Below are 21,958 nucleotides of genomic sequence, written 5' to 3'. Positions count from 1 at the left end.
CAGGGAGAAACAGAGAGGAGAAGAAACCATCGTATGAAAGGAATTATTAATTTTTCACTGAACAACAAGTTTGCGATCTGGATTCTGACCATCATCGTTTCCTTCGCCGGTTTGTACAGCGGACTGACGATGAAACAGGAGACCATTCCAAACATCAATGTGCCCTTCTTGAGTATTACGGCCATTGATCCAGGGGCAGCTCCAGAAGGTATTGTCGAGGATGTCACCAAGCCACTCGAACAGACCTTAAGAAATGTAGAGGGAATTAAGACACTCACCTCCACCTCCATGGAGAACGCCTCTTCCATCACCCTCGAATTTGACTATGGTACTGATCTGGGCAATGCTACCGCAGCGGTACGCGAAGCACTGAATGAGGTGCAGTTGCCGGATGGGGTACAGAAACCAACTATCTCGAAGTTCAGCATCAACTCCTTCCCGGTTGTCTCGCTCAGCTTGTCTGACAAGGACGGCGGCGATCTGGAACAATTGACTCGACTTGTTGAAACGGATATCCAGCCTGCACTCGAAGATATTGAGGGTGTAGCTCAAGTCCAGGTTTCCGGCCAATATGTTAAGGAAGTTCAACTGAAGTTTGACCAGAAAAAAATGAATGAACTCGGTTTGACTGAAGATACAGTCAACGGTATCGTTCAAGGCTCTTCTGTCCGTGTACCACTCGGACTGTTCGAACTGGACAAAGCGCAGAAAGCTGTTGTTGTTGATGGCAATATCATCGATCTGGATGATTTGAAAAATCTCGCCATTCCGGTTGTACCAAGCGGTGCAGGAGCAGGCAGTAGTTCTGCCACAGCACCACAAGGCGCCGGCGCACAAGCTGGCGGGGCAGCTCAAGGCTCTGCGCAAGGTGCTGACCAGGCTGCAGGACAAGCCGCTGGCGGAAATGCCAGCGTGGGCAGTACTTCAGGTGCCGCTAACGCACCTGGAATTCCAACGGTTAAATTAAGCGAGATCGCCAAAATTGAAGTCATTGGTCAGGCGGAATCCATTTCCCGGACAGACGGTAAGGAATCCATCGGGATCTCCATCGTTAAGTCCAATGATGCCAATACGGTAGATGTCGTTAAGGCGGTTAAAGACAAAGCGGAAGAATTGCAAACGCAGTTCAAAAACGCCGATTTGACTGTTTTGCTTGACCAAGGTAAACCTATTCAGGACTCCGTAAACACGATGTTGTTCAAAGCGATGTTTGGTGCTTTGTTTGCCATTTTGATCATCCTGTTGTTCCTGCGTGATATTCGCTCCACCATTATTTCCATTGTCTCTATCCCGCTCTCCTTGCTCATTGCATTGACAGCACTGAATATGATGGACATTACGCTGAACATGATGACCCTGGGTGCCATGACGGTCGCGATTGGACGGGTTGTCGATGACTCCATCGTTGTTATCGAGAATATCTATCGCAGACTGACACTCAAGGGAGAAAAACTCAAAGGCCGTGATTTGATCCGGGAAGCTACCCGGGAAATGTTCATTCCGATCCTCTCTTCCACCATCGTAACCATTGCGGTATTCCTGCCGCTGGCACTGGTAAGCGGTATGGTCGGTGAGCTGTTCATGCCATTTGCCCTGACGATGGTCTTCGCTTTGCTGGCATCCCTGATTGTGGCAGTTACGATTGTACCAATGCTGGCACACACGCTGTTCCGCAAAGGTCTGAAGAACAAGCAGAATCATGAGGAAAAACCAGGTAAGATGGCAGAAGGTTACAAACGACTCTTGAACTGGACATTATCACATAAACTCATCACGGTCGGCGTTGCTGTATTGCTGCTGGTCGGCAGTTTGTTCCTCTATCCGTTCATCGGTGCAAGTTTCTTACCGGAACAACAGGATAAATATGTGACCATTACGTACAGCCCGGAAACTGGAGCTCTGCGTGAGGATGTAGAAAAAGAAGCACTTGTAGCCGAGAAGTGGTTGCTAACGCAGCCAGGTCTGGAGAAAATGCAGTACTCCATCGGCGGCAGCAATCCACTGAGCAGCATGGGTGGAGGCAGCTCCAACTCTGCTCTCTTCTATATCGAATATAACGAAGATACGAAAGACTTTACAAAAGTGAAAGAACAACTTGTGGAAGGTCTGAAGAAAGAAGTTACTGTAGGAACCTGGAGTGAGCTTGACATGTCCGGGGGTCTGGGAGGCAGCAGCTTGAGCCTTTCCATCTATGGTGACAATGTAGATCAGATCAAACCTGTCTCGGATGAAATTCTGAAACTGGTTGAAGCAGATACGGAATCTTTTGAAAAAGCCGACACCACACTCTCCGATACCTACGGGCAATACACACTCGTCGCGGATCAGGAGAAACTGAGCTCGCTGGGTCTGACTGCAGGCCAACTGGCTATGACGCTCAGCCCTGCACGTGAACGCCCTGTGCTCACAGAAGTGGATATCGACAACAAAACGTATAAAGTCTATGTAGAGACTGACAAAAAGACATTTACCAGCATTGCTGATATTGAAAACGAAAAAGTCACTTCACCACTCGGCATCGAAGTACCAATCAAAGATGTCGCCAAAGTGGAAGAAGGCACCTCACCGAACTCCATCATGCGTATTGACGGTAAGGTTGTCGCACAGGTGACTGCCAACATTCTCGCTTCCGATGTACAAAAAGCATCATCAAACTTGCAGGCGAACATCGACAAACTGGATCTGCCAGATGGTGTTGAAGTGAAGTTTGGCGGTACAACCGAACAGATTAATGACACGTTCACCCAACTTGGTCTGGCCATGCTGGCAGCCATTGCAATTGTGTACTTTGTGCTTGTCGTAACGTTCGGCGGTGGACTGGCGCCATTTGCTATCCTGTTCTCCCTGCCATTTACCGTCATTGGTATTATGGTCGGCCTGTTCGTGGCTGGTGGTACGCTTGATGTATCTGCCATGATGGGTGGACTGATGCTTATCGGGATCGTGGTCACCAACGCCATCGTCCTGATCGACCGTGTTATTCACAAGGAAAAAGAGGGAATGCCTACTCGTGAAGCCTTGCTGGAAGCCGGAGCAACGCGTCTGCGTCCAATTCTGATGACAGCTCTGGCTACCATTGGTGCCTTGCTGCCACTGGTGACAGGACTCGAAGAAAGCGCAGGGATCATCTCGAAAGGTCTCGGAATTACCGTAATCGGCGGTCTGATCAGCTCCACGCTGCTGACTCTGGTTATCGTGCCAATCGTGTATGAGTTCCTGATGAAGTTCAAAAAGAAAAGAATTGAAGATTAATCGACACCTTCTGTTGATCAAATCAAATCATCAGTCAGAATTAAGATGAGCTTCTAACTTAGAACACCCCTTAGTCCACATTAGAATGGTTTGTACATTCTGATCTGCGGCTAAGGGGTGTTTTACATTTACTATAATTTCTTAGCCTCGGTCATAGAAACATCTAGATGTCAGATAGAACTACATAGAAATAATCCATTTTGTTTTATTTCATAAAAGGAAGAGATCATTTTGTTAAATAAAACAAATGGACGTTAGATTTCAACCCATCTGCTGTAAACGGACTTATAATATGGCTTAATTATGTAAGTTCACGGCTTCCGGTCAGATGATGCCTTCAATACATCTCATCAAAACAGTACGCTCTTCAGAAGCCCGACTTACAAAGCGGGTATGTAAAACTGCATGTATTTGTGGGAAGGACGGTGATGGTGTGGGGGAAACGACGCTGCATATTCAGATGAGAGACATGCTGAAACGCCCCGTGTTCCGCAAGGCTGAGGTGCTCGCCAGTGAACGGGCATTGGAGCGATATGTGCGTTGGGTGCACATCATGGAGGTTACCGAAGTAGGCAATTTGCTAAATGGCGGGGAACTGGTGCTGACGACCGGCATTGGCTGGCAGGAGGATGAAAAGCAGGGACTGTCTTTCATGCGCCAGTTAATTGCTCGTGGAGCTGCGGGACTCTGTATCGAACTGGGGGCTCACACCAAGTCCCAGCTTGGACCCATGAAAGAACTTGCAGCAGAAGAGGATTTCCCACTGATCTGGTTTCACGAACAAGTACGTTATATCGATATTACACAGGACCTGCATTTCGCCCTGATTCGCAGCCACCAGCGTATGCTTGCCGAGCTCGACAGCCTCACCACCTCGTTCAACCAACTTCTTTTGAATGGAGACGGTGTACAACCACTGCTCCGACTATTGTCTCGCACAACGGGTTACCCTGTAGTGTTATATCCACTGGATGGGGAAGCAAGTGCCGTTCCCTACTGCCCTCCAGCCCAATTGGAGATTCGTCGGCAGGAGTGGTTGACACGTCGTGGTCATTCGGACGATGGAGATCATTTGGGAGATCATTCCGTGCAGAGGAATCACTCGGTGCATTCACTGGATGCACTCACCCTGCCTGTTCAGGCGCTTGATTATGCATTTGCCGATCTGGTGCTGACGCTCGACAAACTGCCGGATTACGATCAGGATCTGCATAACAGACCCTCTGATGAGTTCATCATTCAGGCACTTGAACGTTGTGCAGCCGCCATTGCTCAGGACTGGATGCGCACCAAATACATGGAGGAAAAACGACGCTATAAGGAAGATATGTGGGTCATTGACTGGCTTAACGGGCATCATTCTGCGAAAGAAATTCATGAATATGTATCTGCTGCCAACGCCCAGCTTGCTTCTGGAAACGGTACTGTCATTTTGTTCGATAGCAACCCCAGCTACACAGACAGTCTCAAACTACAGAAACTGCTGATTCAACGTAACATCGTTGCCCGTTCCGTTTTCTCGCGGGAAGGATTCGCCCTATATAGCACGGTTTTAAACCACCAGATCATTCTGATTATTATTGACCCTTTGCCTGGATCGCAGCGTAAAAGCAGTCTTTGGCGGTGCATTGAACAGTTACAGCAGCATGAACAGGAACAGACCCATCGCCTCTTCTCGGGTCTGTTCGGCATCGGTCACAGCTGTGCTGATCTATCACGTCTGAAAGACAGCCTTGAGGCAGCCAAGGATACCCTGCGCATTCAGAAGGACATCGGTGTGATGCAGCAGCCCTTTTACAGCAATCTTCACTGCTATCGCATTATAGCCAGCATGAAGCAGAGCGGCAGTCTGGATAACTTCATTGAGGAATATCTCGGGCCGGTCATTCGTTATGATGCCGAAAAAGGCGGCCAGTTGTTACGTACGCTTAAACAATATTTTATTCTGTGCTGCTCCAAGCAGGAGACGGCCACGGCTTTGTTTATCGTCCGACAGACGTTATATCACAGATTACACAAAATTGAGACACTCCTGGGTGATGACTATACCCTCCCCGAGAAACGCGTCGCCATCGAACTGGCCATCTATGCATATGAATACGTTCATGGGCCACTTGCGTGACCCTCTACGCTCCTTTTTGCTCCTGAAGCTGCCGGATCAGGATCTGGCTGAACCACTTCCGCCCAGACGCCGTACCCACATATTGCTCCTGTTTCTCTCCGGGAAGGTCGGGGTGCCCCCACACGACATGAGCACCCTCCAGATGTTCCCGAACGGCATAAATGCGATAACCCTGCGCCACCATTCGTTCAATCGCTATCTTTTCCGCTTCAAATACAACATGGTCAGACATCAGCTTCACCCTCCATTCACTGCCGTCACTGGCTGTCTCACAGGTAATGGTGCACCGGCATCATATTTGTCACGCTTCACATAACGGCCCGCGCCTGCCACTCCGGCAAACTGCCGGTCCCGAATCACATATTCCCCGCGGCATAGCACTGTCACCGGACATCCATGGATTGGCATGCCTTCAAAGGCGCTATAGTCCACATTCATATGGTGGGTAGCTGCCGAGATTACCCTTGAGATCGATGGGTCAAAAATAACGATATCTGCATCTGTTCCCACAGCAAGGGTTCCTTTCTGCGGAAATAAACCAAATAACTTGCTTGCCCGTGTAGAGCATAAATCCACCCACTGATTCAGCGAAATCCGCCCCTTCATTACCCCTTCGGAATATAAAATGCTGAGCCGATCCTCAATGACTGGCCCACCATTTGGGATTTTGCTGAAATCATCCCGCCCCAGATCCTTCTGTCCCTTGAAGTTAAACGAACAATGATCCGAGCCAATGGTCTGCAATTGACCGTTCTTGAGTGCATTCCACAGCACTTCCTGATGAGGGGCTTCACGCAGCGGTGGGGACCAGACATACTTCGCACCTTCAAAATCCGGTTGATCCATCTTGGATTGATCCAGAGTTAAGTACTGCGGGCAGGTCTCGCCCCAGATTCGGTAGCCCATGTCTCGCATACGCGCAATCTGCTCCACGGCTTCCGCACAAGTAACATGCACCACATAGAGCTGTGAATCGGCAAGTGCTGCCAATCGGGCCGCACGTCCTGTAGCCTCACCCTCCAGAATGGATGGTCGGGTAAGCGCATGGTGGATCGGCTCGGTTCTCCCATCCGCCAGCGCCTGCCGGACCAGCAGATCAATAACATCGCCGTTCTCGGCGTGTACCATGACGAGTGCGCCGTACTCTTTGGCCTTTTGCAGCGTCTGAAAGAGAATGCCGTCATCGGCCTGGAACTGGTTTTTGTACGCCATGAACACCTTGAAGGAAGACACACCCTCTTCTTCAATGATCTGTGGCAGTTCCTCCAGCACCTGATCATTCATCTCGCCAATCATCAAATGAAACCCGTAATCAATGGCGGCTTTGCCCTCGGCTTTGGCATGCCATTCCTGAAGGGATTCCAGCAAAGGTCGGCCTTTTTGCGTCAAACAGAAATCAATGACCGTCGTTGTGCCGCCGAAGGCAGCAGCTGCGGTTCCTGTTGCAAAATCATCCGCCGTCACCGTTCCGCCGAACGGCATATCCAGATGAGTATGCGGATCTATCCCGCCAGGAATAACATAACAGCCGGACGCATCCACAACCTCCGTTCGTTCATCCGGCACAAGTCCCATGCCAATCTGCACGATCTTTCCATTTTCAATGCAGATATCCGCTTCAAACGTATCCGACGCCGTGACCAACATTCCATTACGAATCAATTTGCGGGTACTCATGATATCGCCTCCTTGGTGGATTGATCTCTGGCCGATTGCAGCAGGGCAATCGCAGACTGACGGTCATTCCAGGTTAACGGTTCCTGTTCATGTGCGATCTCTACCATCTCAATTGCGCCGTCCACCGGACAGACAATCGAGCACAGATTACATCCGACGCAATCTTCCTCAACGACCTCCAGATAGGAGCCAGAGGGATCAGACAGCATATCAATACATTGATGCGAGGTGTCTTCGCAGGCGATATGGCATTTGTTGCAGTTGATGCAGACATCGCGGTTGATGCGGGCTACCACTTTGTAATTCAAATCGAGATTGCCCCAATCGGAATAACGCGGAACCGTTTGGCCAATCAATTCAGATACACTTCGCAGACCTTTCTCATCCAGATAGTCGTTCAAGCCATCGATCATGTCCTCCACGATACGGAAGCCATGATGCATGGCTGCGGTGCATACCTGAACCCCCGTCGCACCCATAAGTAAAAATTCTGCGGTATCCCGCCAATCGGATATGCCTCCGATGCCGGAGATGGGTACCCCAACTGCCGGATTGCGCGCGCACTCGGCAACCATGTTCAAGGCAATCGGCTTCACAGCCGGACCGCAGTAGCCGCCATGCGCCCCTTTGCCACCTACATGAGGCACAGTATTCCAGGAATCGAGATCCACACCCGCCAGGGAATTGATCGTATTAATCAGGGAAATCGCATCCGCACCGCCGCGCACGGCCGCCCGGGCAGTTGCCGTAATATCGGTGATATTGGGCGTTAGCTTCACAATGACAGGTGTGGTCGCCACTTCCTTCACCCACATCGTCTGTAATTCAACCAGATCCGGTTGCTGACCAGACGCTGCCCCCATGCCACGCTCAGCCATGCCGTGCGGACAACCAAAGTTCAGTTCCAGCCCGTCTACGCCGACAGCTTCGACTTTCTTCACAATCTCATGCCACTTCTCCCGTTTCGGTTCTACCATGAGAGAAGCAACCACTGCCCGATTCGGGAAACGCCTCTTGGTCTCGGCAATTTCACGCAGATTCACCTCTAGCGGACGGTCGGATATTAACTCAATGTTGTTAAAACCAGCGACGCGCTGTCCGCCAAAATGAACGGCTGCAAATCGCGAAGAGGTGTTAATGATTGGCTCGCCCAACGTCTTCCAGACGGCACCACCCCAGCCTGCTTCAAAGGCGCGCTGAACCTGATATCCGGTATTCGTAGGCGGCGCCGAGGCCAGCCAGAATGGATTGGGCGATCGAATACCTGCCAGATTAATGGATAAGTCAGCCATAACGATCCCTCCTTGGTGTGGTTTGAACTCACTAGTTACACTAGAATATTTGGTCGTGCTCAGGCTCTCTGCGTAGTAATGGTGTTTCTGGATAGCACCTAAATTCTAACGAACCGCAGACCTCTTATTTGACTCATATGTGGTGAATTCAAAATCTAAGGAATCGTAGAAGTCTTATATTGCTGTAATAACTCATTTCGGCTTTATTTCAACGGTTTTTCATCAAAGTAGGACGTGTGAGATTCGTTAGATTTTTCAATCCTTCATAATCGCCACTATAAGATGTGTGGGGTTCGTTAGCGCGTCAGGGACACGAGAATTTGATGCACACCCCCACCTCTTGCTCAGCTTTATTCCTCTGTCACTCTCGCTGTCCCCTTGCGCTCTCCCACCCGTACTCTCTCCTTGCACCCTTTCATTGCACGCTTTCCGTGCAATCTCCACTTTCCCTTGTCTCCCTCGCTGCTCACGCCGTCTCTTCCACCTGTCCGGGCAACACCTTCATCACCGATGCAGCCGCCAGCTTGCCCTGCTGTGCTGCGGAGACCACCATCGCTTCACCCTGCCCCTGTCCGAAGATCACATCACCTGCCGCATAGATCTGTGGATGGGACGTACGGTACGTCTGTGGTTCCACTTCAACAACACCCCAGTGATGATGCAGGCCAAATGCCTCAATTAATGGCAGCAAACGGTTCTGTCCAATGGCTCGAACAACAGTGTCACATTCAAGCATGAACTCCGATCCCTCTATCGGCACAGGCAGTGCCCGACCACCTCCAGGTGGAGTAACCAGCTTCATTTTCACACACTCTATCGCCTGAACTCGCCCATTCTCGTCTCCAATAATGCGCTTCGGCATGGTAAACCAGCGGAATTCCACACCTTCCTGCTTCGCAAATGTATATTCAAAGGCATAAGCCGTCATCTGGCTCTCCCCGCGTCGATAAAGCATCTGCACACGCTCGGCACCCAAACGCACCGAACAGGTTGCTGCATCCACTGCCGTATTGCCCGCACCAATAATGGCAACCTTCAGACCGTTCAGCGCCGGAGGCACACCCTGCTTCGTGGATTCCACCAGCTCAATGGCATCATAGACGCCCTCCAGCGTCTCTCCTTCAATGCCAAGCATCGGAACAGCGCCCATTCCGCAAGCCAGAATAACGGCTTCGTGCTGCTCCAATAACTCTTCAGCGGACACATCCACCCCGATACGCACACCATACCGAATCTGCACACCCAGTGCTTGCACCTGTTCGACTTCCCATAAAGCTACGGATTCCGGCAGGCGAAAGGACACGATACCATACGTGTTCAGCCCTCCGCCTTTCGCTTTGGCTTCATAGATCGTCACCTCGTACCCTGCACGCCCCAACTCTCTGGCCGCAGACAATCCCGCAGGCCCTGCTCCTACAATCGCAACAGTTCTTCCGTTGGCAGGCGCTGCCTTGAATAACGGTTCATTCTTCGTCCGTGCCCAGTCTGTTGCATATCTCTGCAAATCACCAATCCGAATCGGTTTGGATGACTCGTTCAGTACACAAGCGCCTTCACACAGTTCCTCTGTCGGGCACACCCGCGCACAACTTGCTCCCACCGGGTTGGCTTCCATAATGGTCCGAGCCGAGCCTTTGAGGTGACCTGTCGATATTTTTTTGATAAACGAAGGAATATTGATGTCGGTTGGACATGCCTTGATACAGGGTGCATCATAACAGTACAGACAGCGGTTCGATTCCTCCATCGCTTCCTTGCCCGTCATTGCAGGCTTCATTTCGGTAAAACGGCTCTCCCATCCGTAATCGGACAACGTTGCTCCTGTGCTGTTCATCATGTCTTACACCTCCAAGATTGATCTCTGTTATCCTTTCGCCGCCGGATCAAGGTAACGACTCACTCACACTGGGTAATGCAATGGCTGAACGATCATCGATCCATCGCTGTTAGCTCCGGATTTTTATCCCAGGTCATTGCTACAAGTTAACGAGATGTTCGTAGGTCTCGGGCCGTCGATCCCGGTAAAATTGCCATACATTGCGTACTTCCCGAATCAACTCCGTATCCATCTCGCCAATGATGACCTCATCCTGATCCCTGCTGCCTATGGCCACCATCCTGCCTCGCGGGTCCACCAGATACGACTGACCATAAAATTCACCCATATTCCATGGCGATTCTACGCCCACTCGGTTGATGGCAGCCACATAATAGCCGTTAGCCACCGCATGGGCAGGCTGCTCCAGCTTCCACAAATATTCCGATGTTCCGGCTACCGTTGCGGAAGGGTTGAATACAATCTCCGCACCCGCAAGCCCGAGCAGCCTTGCTCCTTCCGGAAAATGACGATCATAACAGATATACACGCCCACTCTGGCGTAGGCTGTATCAAATACCGGGTACCCCAGGTTGCCGGGCCTGAAATAATATTTTTCCCAGAACCCATTCGTGCCTTCGCCCGCTTCTACATGCGGAATATGATGTTTGCGGTATTTTCCCAGGTAGGAGCCGTCCGCATCAATAACAGCAGCCGTATTGTAATACGAAGCAATTCCTTCCACCTCGTATACAGGCAAAATGATTACCACCCCAAGCTCCTTCGCAAGCTCCTGAAAACGCCTGGTCGTCGGTCCTTCCGGCACCTGCTCGGCAGATGCATACCACTTGGGGCTCTGCTCTGTGCAGAAGTAAGGTCCGTAGAACACTTCCTGCAACCCAATAATCTGTGCTCCCCGAGCAGCCGCTTCACGCACCAGCGCCATGTGTTTCTGAATGGCGGCCTCCTTATGCACTTCAACTGGGGCCGAGCCCTCCACCTCGTGAGAGGCTTGAATCATCCCGATGCTGATTTTACCCATAACGCCACGTCGCCTCCTCTAAGAAACTGTCCGTTTATATGAAAATCACCATCATCTTATATGACTGTAAATCCCACCGATTCTATTGCATTTGAAGTATCCATCGGATCGTTACCAAAGAATTGAAAGAAATGAACTTCCATCGTCCTCCCTCCTGTATGTTCCCCTCGTTATTCGCCAATTTCCGGGCTGCACATCTGCCTGATCGTGCGGTACAGCACTTCTGTACCGAGAGCAATGTCCTCGGGCGAAGAATACTCACTTGGATGATGGCTGACCCCATCCTTGCTGCGAACAAAGATCATGCCATAGTCACACACGTAAGAAAGGGCCAACGCATCATGGAACGGTCCACTCATCAATTCCGGTAAAGGCAGGCCGATCTCTTCGGCAGACGAGCGAATGGCATTCTTGATCCGTTCTGCACAATATCGCGGCTCGCTGTTGGTATCTTCGGTCAAGGAGTAGGTCAGGCCGTATTGCGAGCTGACGTCATCCAAGAGGCTCATTAACCTTCCTTCAAGCCGATTTCTGCGCTCCATCTCCATATCTCGCAAATCAACCGTAAAGCTGACCTGCTCAGCAATGATGTTGCGTGAGTCCGGGAAGACACGGAGGCTCCCCACGGTCCCTACTGTCGGAGCTTCCGGTTCTTCTCTGACCATATCGTCAAAAGCCGCAATGACCTTGGCGCTGCCCACCAGCGCATCATGACGCATCCCCATCGGTACAGACCCGGCATGCCCTGCCATGCCTTTCATGGTCACCGTGAGCCACAGCGGGCCCGAGATGCCAGTCACCAGACCTACCGGAGCGGCCAGCGATTCGAGAACAGGTCCTTGCTCAATATGCAGCTCCAGATAACTGCCGATGGAACCTGCCGGATAGATCGCTTCTGTAAATTGTTCTGGTTCACACCCAAAGGCCTCCAAGGCCTCCAATGCCTCTCGTCGGGTCACCCCATTTTTGTCCTCCCGCTCCAATTCTCCCTCTTCCAGCTGTCCCGTTATGCCACGTGAGCCAAATAATCCTTTATTGAAACGCGACCCCTCTTCATCACAAAAAGCAATGACTTCAATCGGCATCCTTGGGCGAATGCCTTGTTCCATCAGACACTGCACAGCTTCCAGCGCGCCAAGGACGCCGATGGCCCCATCATACCGACCGCCATACGGCTGGGAATCGATATGCGAACCGATCATGAGGATCGGCAGGGACGAATCTGTACCCTCAAGACGTCCAATCAGATTGCCAAACGGATCAAGCCGAGTCACAAGTCCGGCCTCTTCCATCCATAGACGAACCTGGATAATGCCCTCCATATCTTCCGGAGTTAAGGCTAGTCGACAGACACCCGTCTCCACTATTCGGCCAATACGGGACAGCTGTTCAATTCGATCATCCAGACGCAGCTGATTAATAATTTTGCCGGTGGTGGTCTGCATCCTCCATCGCCTCCTTATGCCTATTCAAAATCACGATATATATAGAAATCCCACCTGAATTTCCGCTTCGACACCCTCACTACCCTGCATCCAGACTGCGTAGTGCAGCCAGCAAACTGCCAGCGATCAGGTCCAATTCCTCCTCAGTGGTGACAAACGGCGGAGAGATGGTCAAAATATTCGCAAATCCCGGCACCGTATCGCCGTTCTTGCCAATCAGGATGCCGTCCTTTTTGCAGCTTGCCAGCACGTTCATGACCTTATCCGCATGAGCAGGCGAACCATCGGCTTCAATCAGCTCCACCCCGCAGGCGAAGCCAAATGTGCGGATATCTCCAACCACCGATAGCTCCAGCAGCGGCTCCAGCTTATCCCGAAGCAGGTATCCAAGTTCATCGGCACGGCTGACCAGATTCTCTCGTTCCAGAATTTCGAGATTCGCCAGTGCCACACGGCAGGATACAGGATTGCCCCCGAACGTATTCACATGACGAAAGTGTGAATCGGTTCCGGGTTCTCTGAACGTGTCATACAGATCCGCTCGAACGGCTGTCGCCGATAGTGGAGCGTACGCACTCGTCATGCCCTTTGCCATCGTGACGATATCGGGCTGCACGCCATAATTCTGATGACCGAATTTTTGCCCGGAGCGACCAAACCCGCAAATGACCTCATCCACAATCAACAGCACACCATAGCGCTGACAAATCTCCTGTACAGTGCGCATGTAATCCGGAGGCGGGACAATCATGCCGCCCCCTGTAATGACCGGTTCCATAATGACCGCAGCTACCGTCTCCGGCCCTTCCCAGCGAATAACCTCCTCATAGATGGTGGCGCATTCCAATCCGCATCCATCCTTGTTTCGTCCAAATGGACAGCGGTAGCAATAAGGAGGCGGTACATGAGAGAAGCCTACGCCCAGCGGCTCGTATTTGATTTTGCGGGCGGCTTGCCCGGTAGCGCCCAGTGCGCCCATGGAGTTGCCGTGATAGGCACGGTGACGGGAGATGAATTTGTGACGAGTGGGCTCACCATTCTGGTGATGAAACTGACGGGCTATTTTGAACGCCACTTCATTGGCATCCGAACCTGAATTGGAGAAGAAAATGCGATATTCCCCCTCCAGCCAGTCATTCAGCTTCTCTGCCAGCAGAATCGCCGGCTCATGACTCTGGGTCATGGGCACGTACGCAAGAGCTTTCATCTGCTCATAGGCACTTTGGGCAATTTCCTCGCGTCCATGCCCGACGTTCACACACCACAGTCCCGACATCGCATCCAGATACCGTGTGCCATCCTGATCCGTGATCCAGCTGCCCTCCCCGCTTACGGCAATCATCGGATGATCGTTATGAGGCGAGATGTGATGCCACACATATTTGCGATCCTTCTCCAGCCACTCTTCCTTCGTACCACCAAAAGGCTGGGGTTGCTGATCCACTGAGCTCATTCGTCATCCTCCTCTCCAAGCTGAACCTAAGACTTTACAATTGAACACTTCGATTGCAGTACCATCTTCCGAACGCTCCACACTTATTTAGTTCGTCACATCCTTCACCGCTTCTTCATAGATGCTTTTCTCCAATGCTTCGTCCAGATTAGCGGCTTTCTTGATCAGGCCATACTTCAGGGCAATATCCGCAGTCCGGGTAAAAGACTCATCCACGAAACTGCCCACCTGTTTCTCCGTAAATCCTTCCGGTCGAATCAGCTTCGCAATCTCTTCGAGCATGGTCACCTGATGTTCACGGGTCGTGCTGCCGTCGGTTACGTTCTTCATGACGATATCCACCGTTTCATTCTGATTGTCGATAGCGTAGTTCCAGCCTTTCAGAACGGCACGGGTCACTTTCACCGCGAGCTCTTTATTACTGTCCACCCAATCCTTCTTGGCGATCAGCGTATCCTCCAGCATGCCTACCCCGGCATCCTCAATGTTGAATACATCCAGGTCGGACTCCTTCGTCCCACTTTCCAGTACCACGTGATATTCGTTATAGATTGTCGCCGTGGCAACATCCACCTGATCGTTGAAGAACTGATCCATCGTGAAGCCCTGTTTCACCAGTTCAATATCCTTCTTGGGATCAAGGCCGTTCTTCTCCATAAAAGCGAGAACCTGAAACTGCTGGCTGCCAAACCATGTGCTCACTTTCTTGCCTTTCATCTGGGCGGGATCGGTAATACCTGCGGACTTCTTGGCAATCAATCGATAACTGCTCTTCTGCGAAATCTGGGCGAGGGAGACGAGCGGAAGACCGTTATCCCGGCTGACCAGCAAACTGTCCACCCCGGTGATGCCCACATCGGCTGCGCCGTTGACCACCTGCTGTTCGATCACGATATCCGGGCCACCCGGAATAATCTCGGCATCAATACCTTCATCTGCAAAAAAACCTTTCTCCTTAGCGGCGTATATCCCGGCGAACTGAGCCTGCGGTACCCATTTAAGCTGAATTTTCACTTTGGTTAAGGGCTGATCTGACCCTCCCGCTCCCTCCGAGCTGGCAGCAGCAGGAGTGACAGGCTCTGATTTTGCGGAGCACGCTCCCAGCATCGCAACGACCAACAGTACCCACACCAGAAAACCCGGTTTTAACGTTTTGTACATATACAGAACAACCCCCTGTTTATATAAGGATTTTCAATCAGGTACTGTGAAGCGCTGCTTCACGAGTCAATCGATCTGTGGAAGGTTGGCACCTTGATGAGCTTACGGGTCTGTATGTGCACGATTCCACGGGGTCAGCCGTTTTTCGGCCAGAACGACGGCTTCATACAACACAATACCGAGCGCGGCGGCGATAACAATACAGGACCAGGCAAGTGGCATGTTTGCCAGTCGGATCTGATCCGAGAGCAAGTATCCCAGCCCCTGGGAGGCGATGAAAAATTCACCCACAATGGCGCCAATAATGCTGGTCGACATATTAATTTTCAGACCCGCGAAGAGGGAAGGCAGCGCATGTGGCCAGCGCAGCTTCACGAAAACCTGCATCCTGCTGGCAGCAAGACCACCCATCAGATCACTGTATTGCGGCTGAATGGAGGTTAATCCCTTGAATAAACTCACAGCCATAGCAGCCATCGTAATTACAGCTACAACGGCGATACGGGACCATATCCCGTCCCCGAACCAGTTGTTCATAATCGGGGCCAGCGCAACAATCGGAACGGCATTCAGTGCTGACATCACGGCAACCGCCGCCCTGCCGCTCGTCGGAAAGAAGGATGCACCCGCAGCGGCCAAGGCTCCCAGCAAGGAGCCGAGCAGAAATCCACCCAGCATCTCGGTTCCGCTGTACATCGCATATCGGAAAAGCATCTCTGCATTTTCCCTGATGGACGCTGCAATCGCTGACGGAACAGGCAATTGGTAACTTTCAAGCGAGAATAACTGATGGAACAATCGAAGCTGCCACAGGGTTAGAAATAAGGCTCCTGCAAGCCACGGCAATAGGCGCAATCCAATTGATCTTTTGCGAACACTACTGCCCAGCGGCCTCTGTGCGGCTTGTCCCTGATGTCCATCGATATCCGCACTTGAAGGAGATGGTACCCTAACCGAATCCGCGATAGACTCCCCCATGGAGGCCGTGCCAGAGACAGAGACAGTCGCACCCTCCTCACCTTTGCGACTTACCATCACACGTTCATTCATCATGCAGCACGCCCTCCCTTGGCCCTAAATTCGGGCTGCCATGGGGTTAGCCAGCGCTCAGCGAGGCTGATGGCAAGGTACGAGATAAGTCCAATGCCAATGCTGAGCATGATGGTTGCCCAGAACATGCCGATTTGGGCACTGCCGTAATACAAGGAACTGACCATTAGTACACCAAGTCCATCCGGGGCTCCCATCAGCTCCACCACAATGGAAGAGGTGACTGCGAGTGGAGCAGCTATTTTCATACCCGAAAACAGACCCGGCAGCGCAGAAGGCAGCAGACATTTGATATAACGCGCAGGCAGGGAAGCTCCACAGGAACGCATAAGCTCCAGATGCTCCGGCGCTGCACTTTTTAATCCTTTGAGTGTGTGGATGATAATCGGGAAGAACGTAACGTAAGCCGCCATTATAATTCGGGCCCACTCGGCGTTATGGATAATGCCATAGACAATGGGCGCAAGACCGATTACGGGAACCATCTGGGAAGAGATGACATACGGGGATAAGGTACGTTCCACCCAAACCGCCACACTCATGAGCAGGGCCAGAAGCAGACCTAACACAGTTCCACCGGCAAAACCAATTGCTGCATTCCCAAACGTTACGGCCCCCTGTTCAGCCAATGTGCCTGAGTAACGAAACAGGGCTGCGAGAACCTCGTGCAGATAAGGAAGACGGGATGCTGCCTGCTGGGGTGACAAGAACAAGTGGAGAATCCAGGCGATACCTTCCCACAGCAGCAATACGGACAAAATCCAGATCACTACCCATGAGCGAAAACCCAGCTTATTGGTGTGCAGGAACATGGATTGGATCACGCTCCTCATAGAAACAATTGCGGATGGTGGTCATCATGCGGTAAAAGGCTTCGGTTTCCCTCAGCTCTCGATCCCGCTCGGCTGGCAGGTTAACGGAATGAATGGAGTGCACCTGACCAGGGTGTGCGGAGAGGACGATGATGCGGTCAGATAGAAATACGGCTTCGGGGATACTGTGTGTAACAAAAAGGAATGTCTTGCCTGTAGATCGCTTAATATCAAGCAGCTCCAGTTGCAGCTTCTCCTTCGTGAATTCATCCAGTGCGGAGAAAGGTTCATCCATAAGCAGCAATGGCGGATCAAGCGCCAGTGCCCGTGCGATGGAAACACGCTGCTGCATGCCCCCACTGAGCTGCCATGGATAATGGTCAGCGAAGCGGGTCAGCCCGACCATTTCAAGCAGTTCACCACTCAAGCGGCGGCACTCCTTCCGGCTTGTGCCGAGCAGCTCCAGGGGAAGCTCCACATTGTGACGTACCGTGCGCCAATCGAACAGAGCTGGCGTCTGAAAGACAATACCGAACTGGCGCTGCAACCGCGCCCGCTCCGGTTCTTCCCCGGCAACCCGGATGCTGCCTGTCGTTGGCTGGAGCAAATCGGCTACAAGTCGAAGCAGTGTAGACTTGCCACACCCCGAGGGGCCAAGCAGAGAGACAAATTCATTGGAATGGATTTGAAACGAAACGTCAGACAGGGCGGTAACTTGTTGTGCTCCACTGCCAAATACAACGGACACGTGATCCAGCTCAATATGGCAGGTGTCGGGGACGATGATTGAGGACATGGGCATTCTCCTTTTCGCGGGAAGCTCGCAATCTTTTCACACCAAGGCTGAATGGAAGGTTTATATACACGAACGTAACAGGTTTTGCTTGTTAGGTAATACTATATATCTTTGGGCAGGGATTACATTATACAGACTGTTTTGAGTATGGGCCTGTTCATGTTACACAGTGTAAAATGATATCGATTCTCAGTCCTAAGCATGTTAATTTTCGTGTATGTTATCTTACATCTGCTTCACTCACACAGAATTCTTGTCATGTTCAATAAAGGCGGATAATCATTTGTATTTATTGAATAAATATTCGGAAAATATGACATATACCCTCGTATTCTTGTTGATTTTCTTGTATAAACATTGATAACAGCATTTTACAAAATGCTCATATAGAAGGACGTGAACTCTCGCCCCGATACGGTGTCTGGTTCCGGGATCATGAAGGCGGTGTCATTGATTCCCTTCCACCACCCATAGTGGCTGGATAATCGCGTTTCCGAACAGTCTCGCAAAGGATTTTCAAAATCAGAAATCGGGGTGGTCCGTATGTTTGATTGGCTGGGATGGAGAAAAGGGTGGCCGCTGTGGCGGTCGTATCGGTTGAATGCAAGTATGAAGCAAGACGTAGAGGAAATCTTTGAGGGCATCGCCGAGACCCGGCGGCAGCTCTTGATGGATTGGGCTGAGGAGCAGTGGAATCATCTGGATCGATTGCTTCAGCAGGTACGAGCTGTTCATCCGCAAGGTATGTTGCAAGGCACGGAAGATGTACACGGATTGGAGGTATGGTTCGCAGCAAGTTATGCACGCGCTACTGATAGTACTGAGCTTTTTATGCTGAACGAGCAAAACCAGGTTGTATTTTCTACATATAAGAAACATATTGGACAAGTCTACGAAGATGGAAATGCTTTGATTGGGCCAGGACTGAGGTATACCCAAGCGGATATCAACGGACAAAAGTGCCTGTTTGGACATTATTCTGATCCGCTCACACTAGAAATTGGACCACGTTCTTCCACGTTTCACGATGATGTAACCCTGATGTTTATCGTACCGATCATGGAAAACGGCCGTTACATCGGCTCCCTATGCAATCGCGTGCCTAATGATGTCTTGGGCGATCTTATCCAGCGTGAATCAGGCCACATCTACCCCGATTCCGGGGATAATTATCTATTCATGGCTGAGTCGAGACTGCGACCCACGCTTCAACCCGGGACTGCCCTGTCCCGCAGCCGCTTCGAGGATCATACATTCACCCATGGGGAGAATCTGAAAGACGGCGTAACCACCGAATGGGGCGTGGTATCTGTTAAAGAACATACCGAATTGGAACTGATGTTTACCGATCCTTCCACCAACGAACTTCGTCCTGGTGTAGCGAATACCATTCGCAATGGCTCCAATCTGTTTGTAGCATTTCCGGGTTATTCGGATTATCGTCATATTTCAGTTATCGGTAAAGGCATCACGTTCCAGCTTCCCCACTGTCCGGATCTGTGGGGCATGATGTGTGAAGGCGATCTGGAGGAAGTGTATCGGATACGCAGCATTGGCTGGCGCCAATTCAAGCAGCACAGCTTGTACATCCTGTTGTCAGGCATTGCAGGAGCGGCACTTGTATATGCGCTGACTGGAAGTGCATGGAGCGCAGCAGCCATCGCTGCCTTTAATATCATCTATGGATTCCTGACTGCAAACCAACTGCAACGCAAACATGTTCAACGGGTCCATGAGGATTTGCGCCGCATTAGCCGATTTATTCGGATTAACGCCGAAGGCAAAGGCGATCTGACCCAGCGTCTGGACACGTCGGCTTTTGCCCAGGATGAATCAGGTGAACTGGCGAAATGGATCAACAATATGATCGACTCTCTGGAAGGAATCATGCTCAAGGTACAGCTTGCCACCGTGGATGTGATGAACAACCAGCACCAGATGCGAGCCTCAACGGAAACTACACAGGGTACAACCGAACGTGTAAATCTCAAACTTGGCTCCATGATCAAGGGGATACGCAAGCAGCTAGAGGACCTGGATCAGGCCAAAGTAGCCGCCGACGAAATGCGCCTCACTCTACAGCAGCTTGAAGTGTCTGCCACAGAGCAGATTGACGTTGCCCGTCAGGAAGTGGAGCGTATCGGAGACAAAATGACCCAGATCTCGGGAGCCGTGTCTGACACCAACCATACGATTTTATCCTTTATGGCGACCATGCAGGACATCTACCGCGCACTTGCTGTCATTGATGAAATTTCGGCACAGACCAACCTGCTTGCACTGAATGCTTCCATTGAAGCAGCCCATGTCGGCGAACATGGACGCGGATTTGCCGTCGTTGCTGGTGAGATCCGCAAGCTTGCGGAATTATCTCGTTCCTCCACGGAAGATATTCATCAGATTCTGGATAATATATCTGTAGCAGCAGGAGCAGCCTCGCAATCCATCAAGGAAGGCGATCAGGTGCTGGCTGAAGGCACCACGCTTGTTCAGGCTGCTTCACGGTTACTGCAAAGTGCTACGGCTGAAGAACCCCAAAGAACACAGGTTGTAGATCAGGTCGTGGTATTGATGGAGAATATCGCCGCCATCAGCCACAAAAACAGTTCCACGTCTTCGGAGGTGGAAGCCGAGATGGTTGAGCTTATTAACGACATGCTGCACGTTCAGCATTCATCGCACAATGTAGAAGCCATCACGGTCTTCTTGCAGCAGCTTGTGGGGCAATTCCAACTGACCCATCCCGATAAAAACGCGATTATCTGACGTTATCATTGACGCGGATTGGAGAAATAGCTAAAATTTGATGCAACTGTTCGTTTAGTACATTGTCGGTTCATTTCATATAGAAGCTTTCCAATCTGATTCAATGAAAGGGTGGTCTGCATGGAAATGCTCCAGGATTCTTTTGGCAGAATACATGACTACATCCGTATTTCTGTTACGGACCGCTGTAATTTGCGTTGTGTGTACTGTATGCCCGAAGAAGGCATGGAATTTGCCCCGCATGACCAAATTATGAGCTATGAGGAAATTGCCCAGGTGCTCAAAGTGCTGGCTCCAATGGGGATGCGGAAAGTCCGACTGACCGGAGGCGAGCCTCTGGTACGGAAAGATCTGCATCAACTCGTAAGTATGATCTCGGCCATTGAGGGGATTGAAGATATTGCGTTAACTACCAATGCATTGCTGCTGGACAAACAAGCTCAGGCCTTGAAAGACGCTGGACTGAACCGAATTAACATCAGTCTGGATTCCCTGCAGGCGAGCCGTTTCTCCATGATTACTCGCGGCGGGGATGTAAACAAGGTGCTGAAAGGCATTGAAGCCGCCACGGCAGTTGGACTTGCTCCGATCAAGCTGAATGTCGTGTTAATGAAGGGCATCAATGATGATGAGATCAAAGATTTCATTGCCATGACCATAGATCAGCCACTGCATGTGCGCTTCATTGAATATATGCCGATTGGGCAGGCTTCGGACTCATGGCGCAAATCGTATTTGCCGCTGGAGGCAGTCACGGAGGTATGTGCTGAGGCTGGCTGGACGGTGGAAAATACGGCAGGTCCTGCAGGTAATGGTCCATCACGAAACATGAAGATTGCCGGTTCACAAGGGACATTCGGATTGATCCATCCGGTCAGTGATCACTTCTGTGACAACTGCAACCGTCTCCGCCTGACAGCAGACGGACATATCAAAGCTTGTCTGTACTGGTCGGATGAATACAACGTGCGCCGCTACGTAGATGCTCCCGATGCTATGGCGGCACTCTTCCTTAAGGCACTTGGCACCAAACCGAAGAACCATGAAATGGCGCTGGCCCTGGAGCAGAAAATGCAAAGCCATACACCGACGGTACGACGCATGTCCCAGATTGGTGGATAGGCAAAGCGTGATCTGGCGGGTACCTGCTCATCATTTAAATGCATCAGAGCAGGAAGAAATAAAGAATATAAAATTTCGATTTACTTCATGATTGTAACAATCATTGTTGTACAAAAAGCTGCTGAGGATGTTCTGTCTTCAGCAGCTTTTTG

The 21,958-nt window shown here is 51.1% G+C and carries 15 protein-coding genes; 4 read left to right on the top strand and 11 right to left on the bottom strand.

The genetic code is table 11. The annotated features are described in order from the left end of the window. Nucleotides 1-33 precede the first annotated feature (33 nt). Together BMY78_RS21810 and BMY78_RS21805 are read left to right on the top strand one after the other, a co-directional pair. Entirely contained in the window at nt 34-3,252 is a 3,219-nt protein-coding gene (locus tag BMY78_RS21810) for an efflux RND transporter permease subunit (RefSeq protein ID WP_090903480.1), read from the top strand. Nucleotides 3,253-3,685: 433 nt separating this feature from the next. After that, a complete protein-coding gene (locus tag BMY78_RS21805; protein WP_256222265.1) occupies nt 3,686-5,374 on the top strand; it encodes a PucR family transcriptional regulator in 1,689 nt (562 codons plus the stop codon). 4 nt (nt 5,375-5,378) lie between these two features. On the opposite strand, the gene BMY78_RS21800 is transcribed toward BMY78_RS21805, so the two are convergent. The 11 genes from BMY78_RS21800 to BMY78_RS21745 all read right to left on the bottom strand — a co-directional run bounded on the left by BMY78_RS21800 (nt 5,379) and on the right by BMY78_RS21745 (nt 17,918). Continuing rightward, on the bottom strand, nt 5,379-5,606 hold the full coding sequence (locus BMY78_RS21800; protein WP_090903479.1) for a hypothetical protein: 228 nt from the start codon (nt 5,604-5,606) through the stop codon (nt 5,379-5,381). 5 nt (nt 5,607-5,611) lie between these two features. Then, on the bottom strand, nt 5,612-7,051 hold the full coding sequence (gene hydA / locus BMY78_RS21795) for a dihydropyrimidinase (protein ID WP_090903478.1): 1,440 nt from the start codon (nt 7,049-7,051) through the stop codon (nt 5,612-5,614). Continuing rightward, nucleotides 7,048-8,343, bottom strand: coding sequence for an NAD-dependent dihydropyrimidine dehydrogenase subunit PreA (gene preA / locus BMY78_RS21790; RefSeq protein WP_090903477.1), 1,296 nt, complete (start codon nt 8,341-8,343; stop codon nt 7,048-7,050). The genes hydA and preA overlap by 4 nt, the downstream gene beginning before the upstream one ends. Nucleotides 8,344-8,809: 466 nt before the next feature. Then, on the bottom strand, nt 8,810-10,177 hold the full coding sequence (locus tag BMY78_RS21780; protein WP_090903643.1) for an NAD(P)-dependent oxidoreductase: 1,368 nt from the start codon (nt 10,175-10,177) through the stop codon (nt 8,810-8,812). A gap of 142 nt (nt 10,178-10,319) precedes the next feature. Next, entirely contained in the window at nt 10,320-11,201 is an 882-nt protein-coding gene (locus tag BMY78_RS21775) for a nitrilase-related carbon-nitrogen hydrolase (RefSeq protein ID WP_090903475.1), read from the bottom strand. Between the two features lie 170 nt (nt 11,202-11,371). Then, nucleotides 11,372-12,646: a M20 family metallo-hydrolase gene (locus tag BMY78_RS21770; protein ID WP_090903474.1), complete on the bottom strand. Its 1,275-nt coding sequence runs from the start codon at nt 12,644-12,646 to the stop codon at nt 11,372-11,374. Nucleotides 12,647-12,725: 79 nt separating this feature from the next. Beyond that, nucleotides 12,726-14,099 carry an aspartate aminotransferase family protein gene (locus tag BMY78_RS21765; protein WP_090903473.1) on the bottom strand — a complete coding sequence of 458 codons (1,374 nt, stop codon included), beginning with the start codon at nt 14,097-14,099 and terminating at the stop codon, nt 12,726-12,728. A gap of 87 nt (nt 14,100-14,186) precedes the next feature. Next, nucleotides 14,187-15,260, bottom strand: coding sequence for an ABC transporter substrate-binding protein (locus BMY78_RS21760; protein WP_090903472.1), 1,074 nt, complete (start codon nt 15,258-15,260; stop codon nt 14,187-14,189). A gap of 102 nt (nt 15,261-15,362) precedes the next feature. Then, nucleotides 15,363-16,313, bottom strand: coding sequence for an ABC transporter permease (locus tag BMY78_RS21755; RefSeq protein ID WP_256222263.1), 951 nt, complete (start codon nt 16,311-16,313; stop codon nt 15,363-15,365). After that, nucleotides 16,310-17,134 carry an ABC transporter permease gene (locus BMY78_RS21750; RefSeq protein ID WP_256222262.1) on the bottom strand — a complete coding sequence of 275 codons (825 nt, stop codon included), beginning with the start codon at nt 17,132-17,134 and terminating at the stop codon, nt 16,310-16,312. The genes BMY78_RS21755 and BMY78_RS21750 overlap by 4 nt, the downstream gene beginning before the upstream one ends. Continuing rightward, nucleotides 17,103-17,918 (bottom strand): ABC transporter ATP-binding protein, encoded by an 816-nt coding sequence (locus BMY78_RS21745; RefSeq protein ID WP_256222261.1) that lies wholly within the window; start codon nt 17,916-17,918, stop codon nt 17,103-17,105. Before BMY78_RS21745 ends, BMY78_RS21750 begins: the two co-directional genes overlap by 32 nt. A gap of 543 nt (nt 17,919-18,461) precedes the next feature. Here BMY78_RS21745 and BMY78_RS21740 point away from each other — a divergent pair. Both BMY78_RS21740 and moaA read left to right on the top strand, forming a co-directional pair. Further along, nucleotides 18,462-20,684, top strand: a complete 2,223-nt coding sequence (locus BMY78_RS21740) for a methyl-accepting chemotaxis protein (protein WP_090903469.1) — start codon at nt 18,462-18,464, stop codon at nt 20,682-20,684. Between the two features lie 120 nt (nt 20,685-20,804). Beyond that, nucleotides 20,805-21,806, top strand: a complete 1,002-nt coding sequence (moaA, locus tag BMY78_RS21735) for a GTP 3',8-cyclase MoaA (protein WP_090903468.1) — start codon at nt 20,805-20,807, stop codon at nt 21,804-21,806. Nucleotides 21,807-21,958 lie beyond the last annotated feature (152 nt).

Source organism: Paenibacillus sp. OK076, assembly GCF_900110055.1.
Lineage (GTDB): Bacteria > Bacillota > Bacilli > Paenibacillales > Paenibacillaceae > Paenibacillus.
The sequence above is the reverse complement of the archived record's forward strand: the minus strand, read 5'-3'. Positions and strand labels throughout refer to the sequence as shown.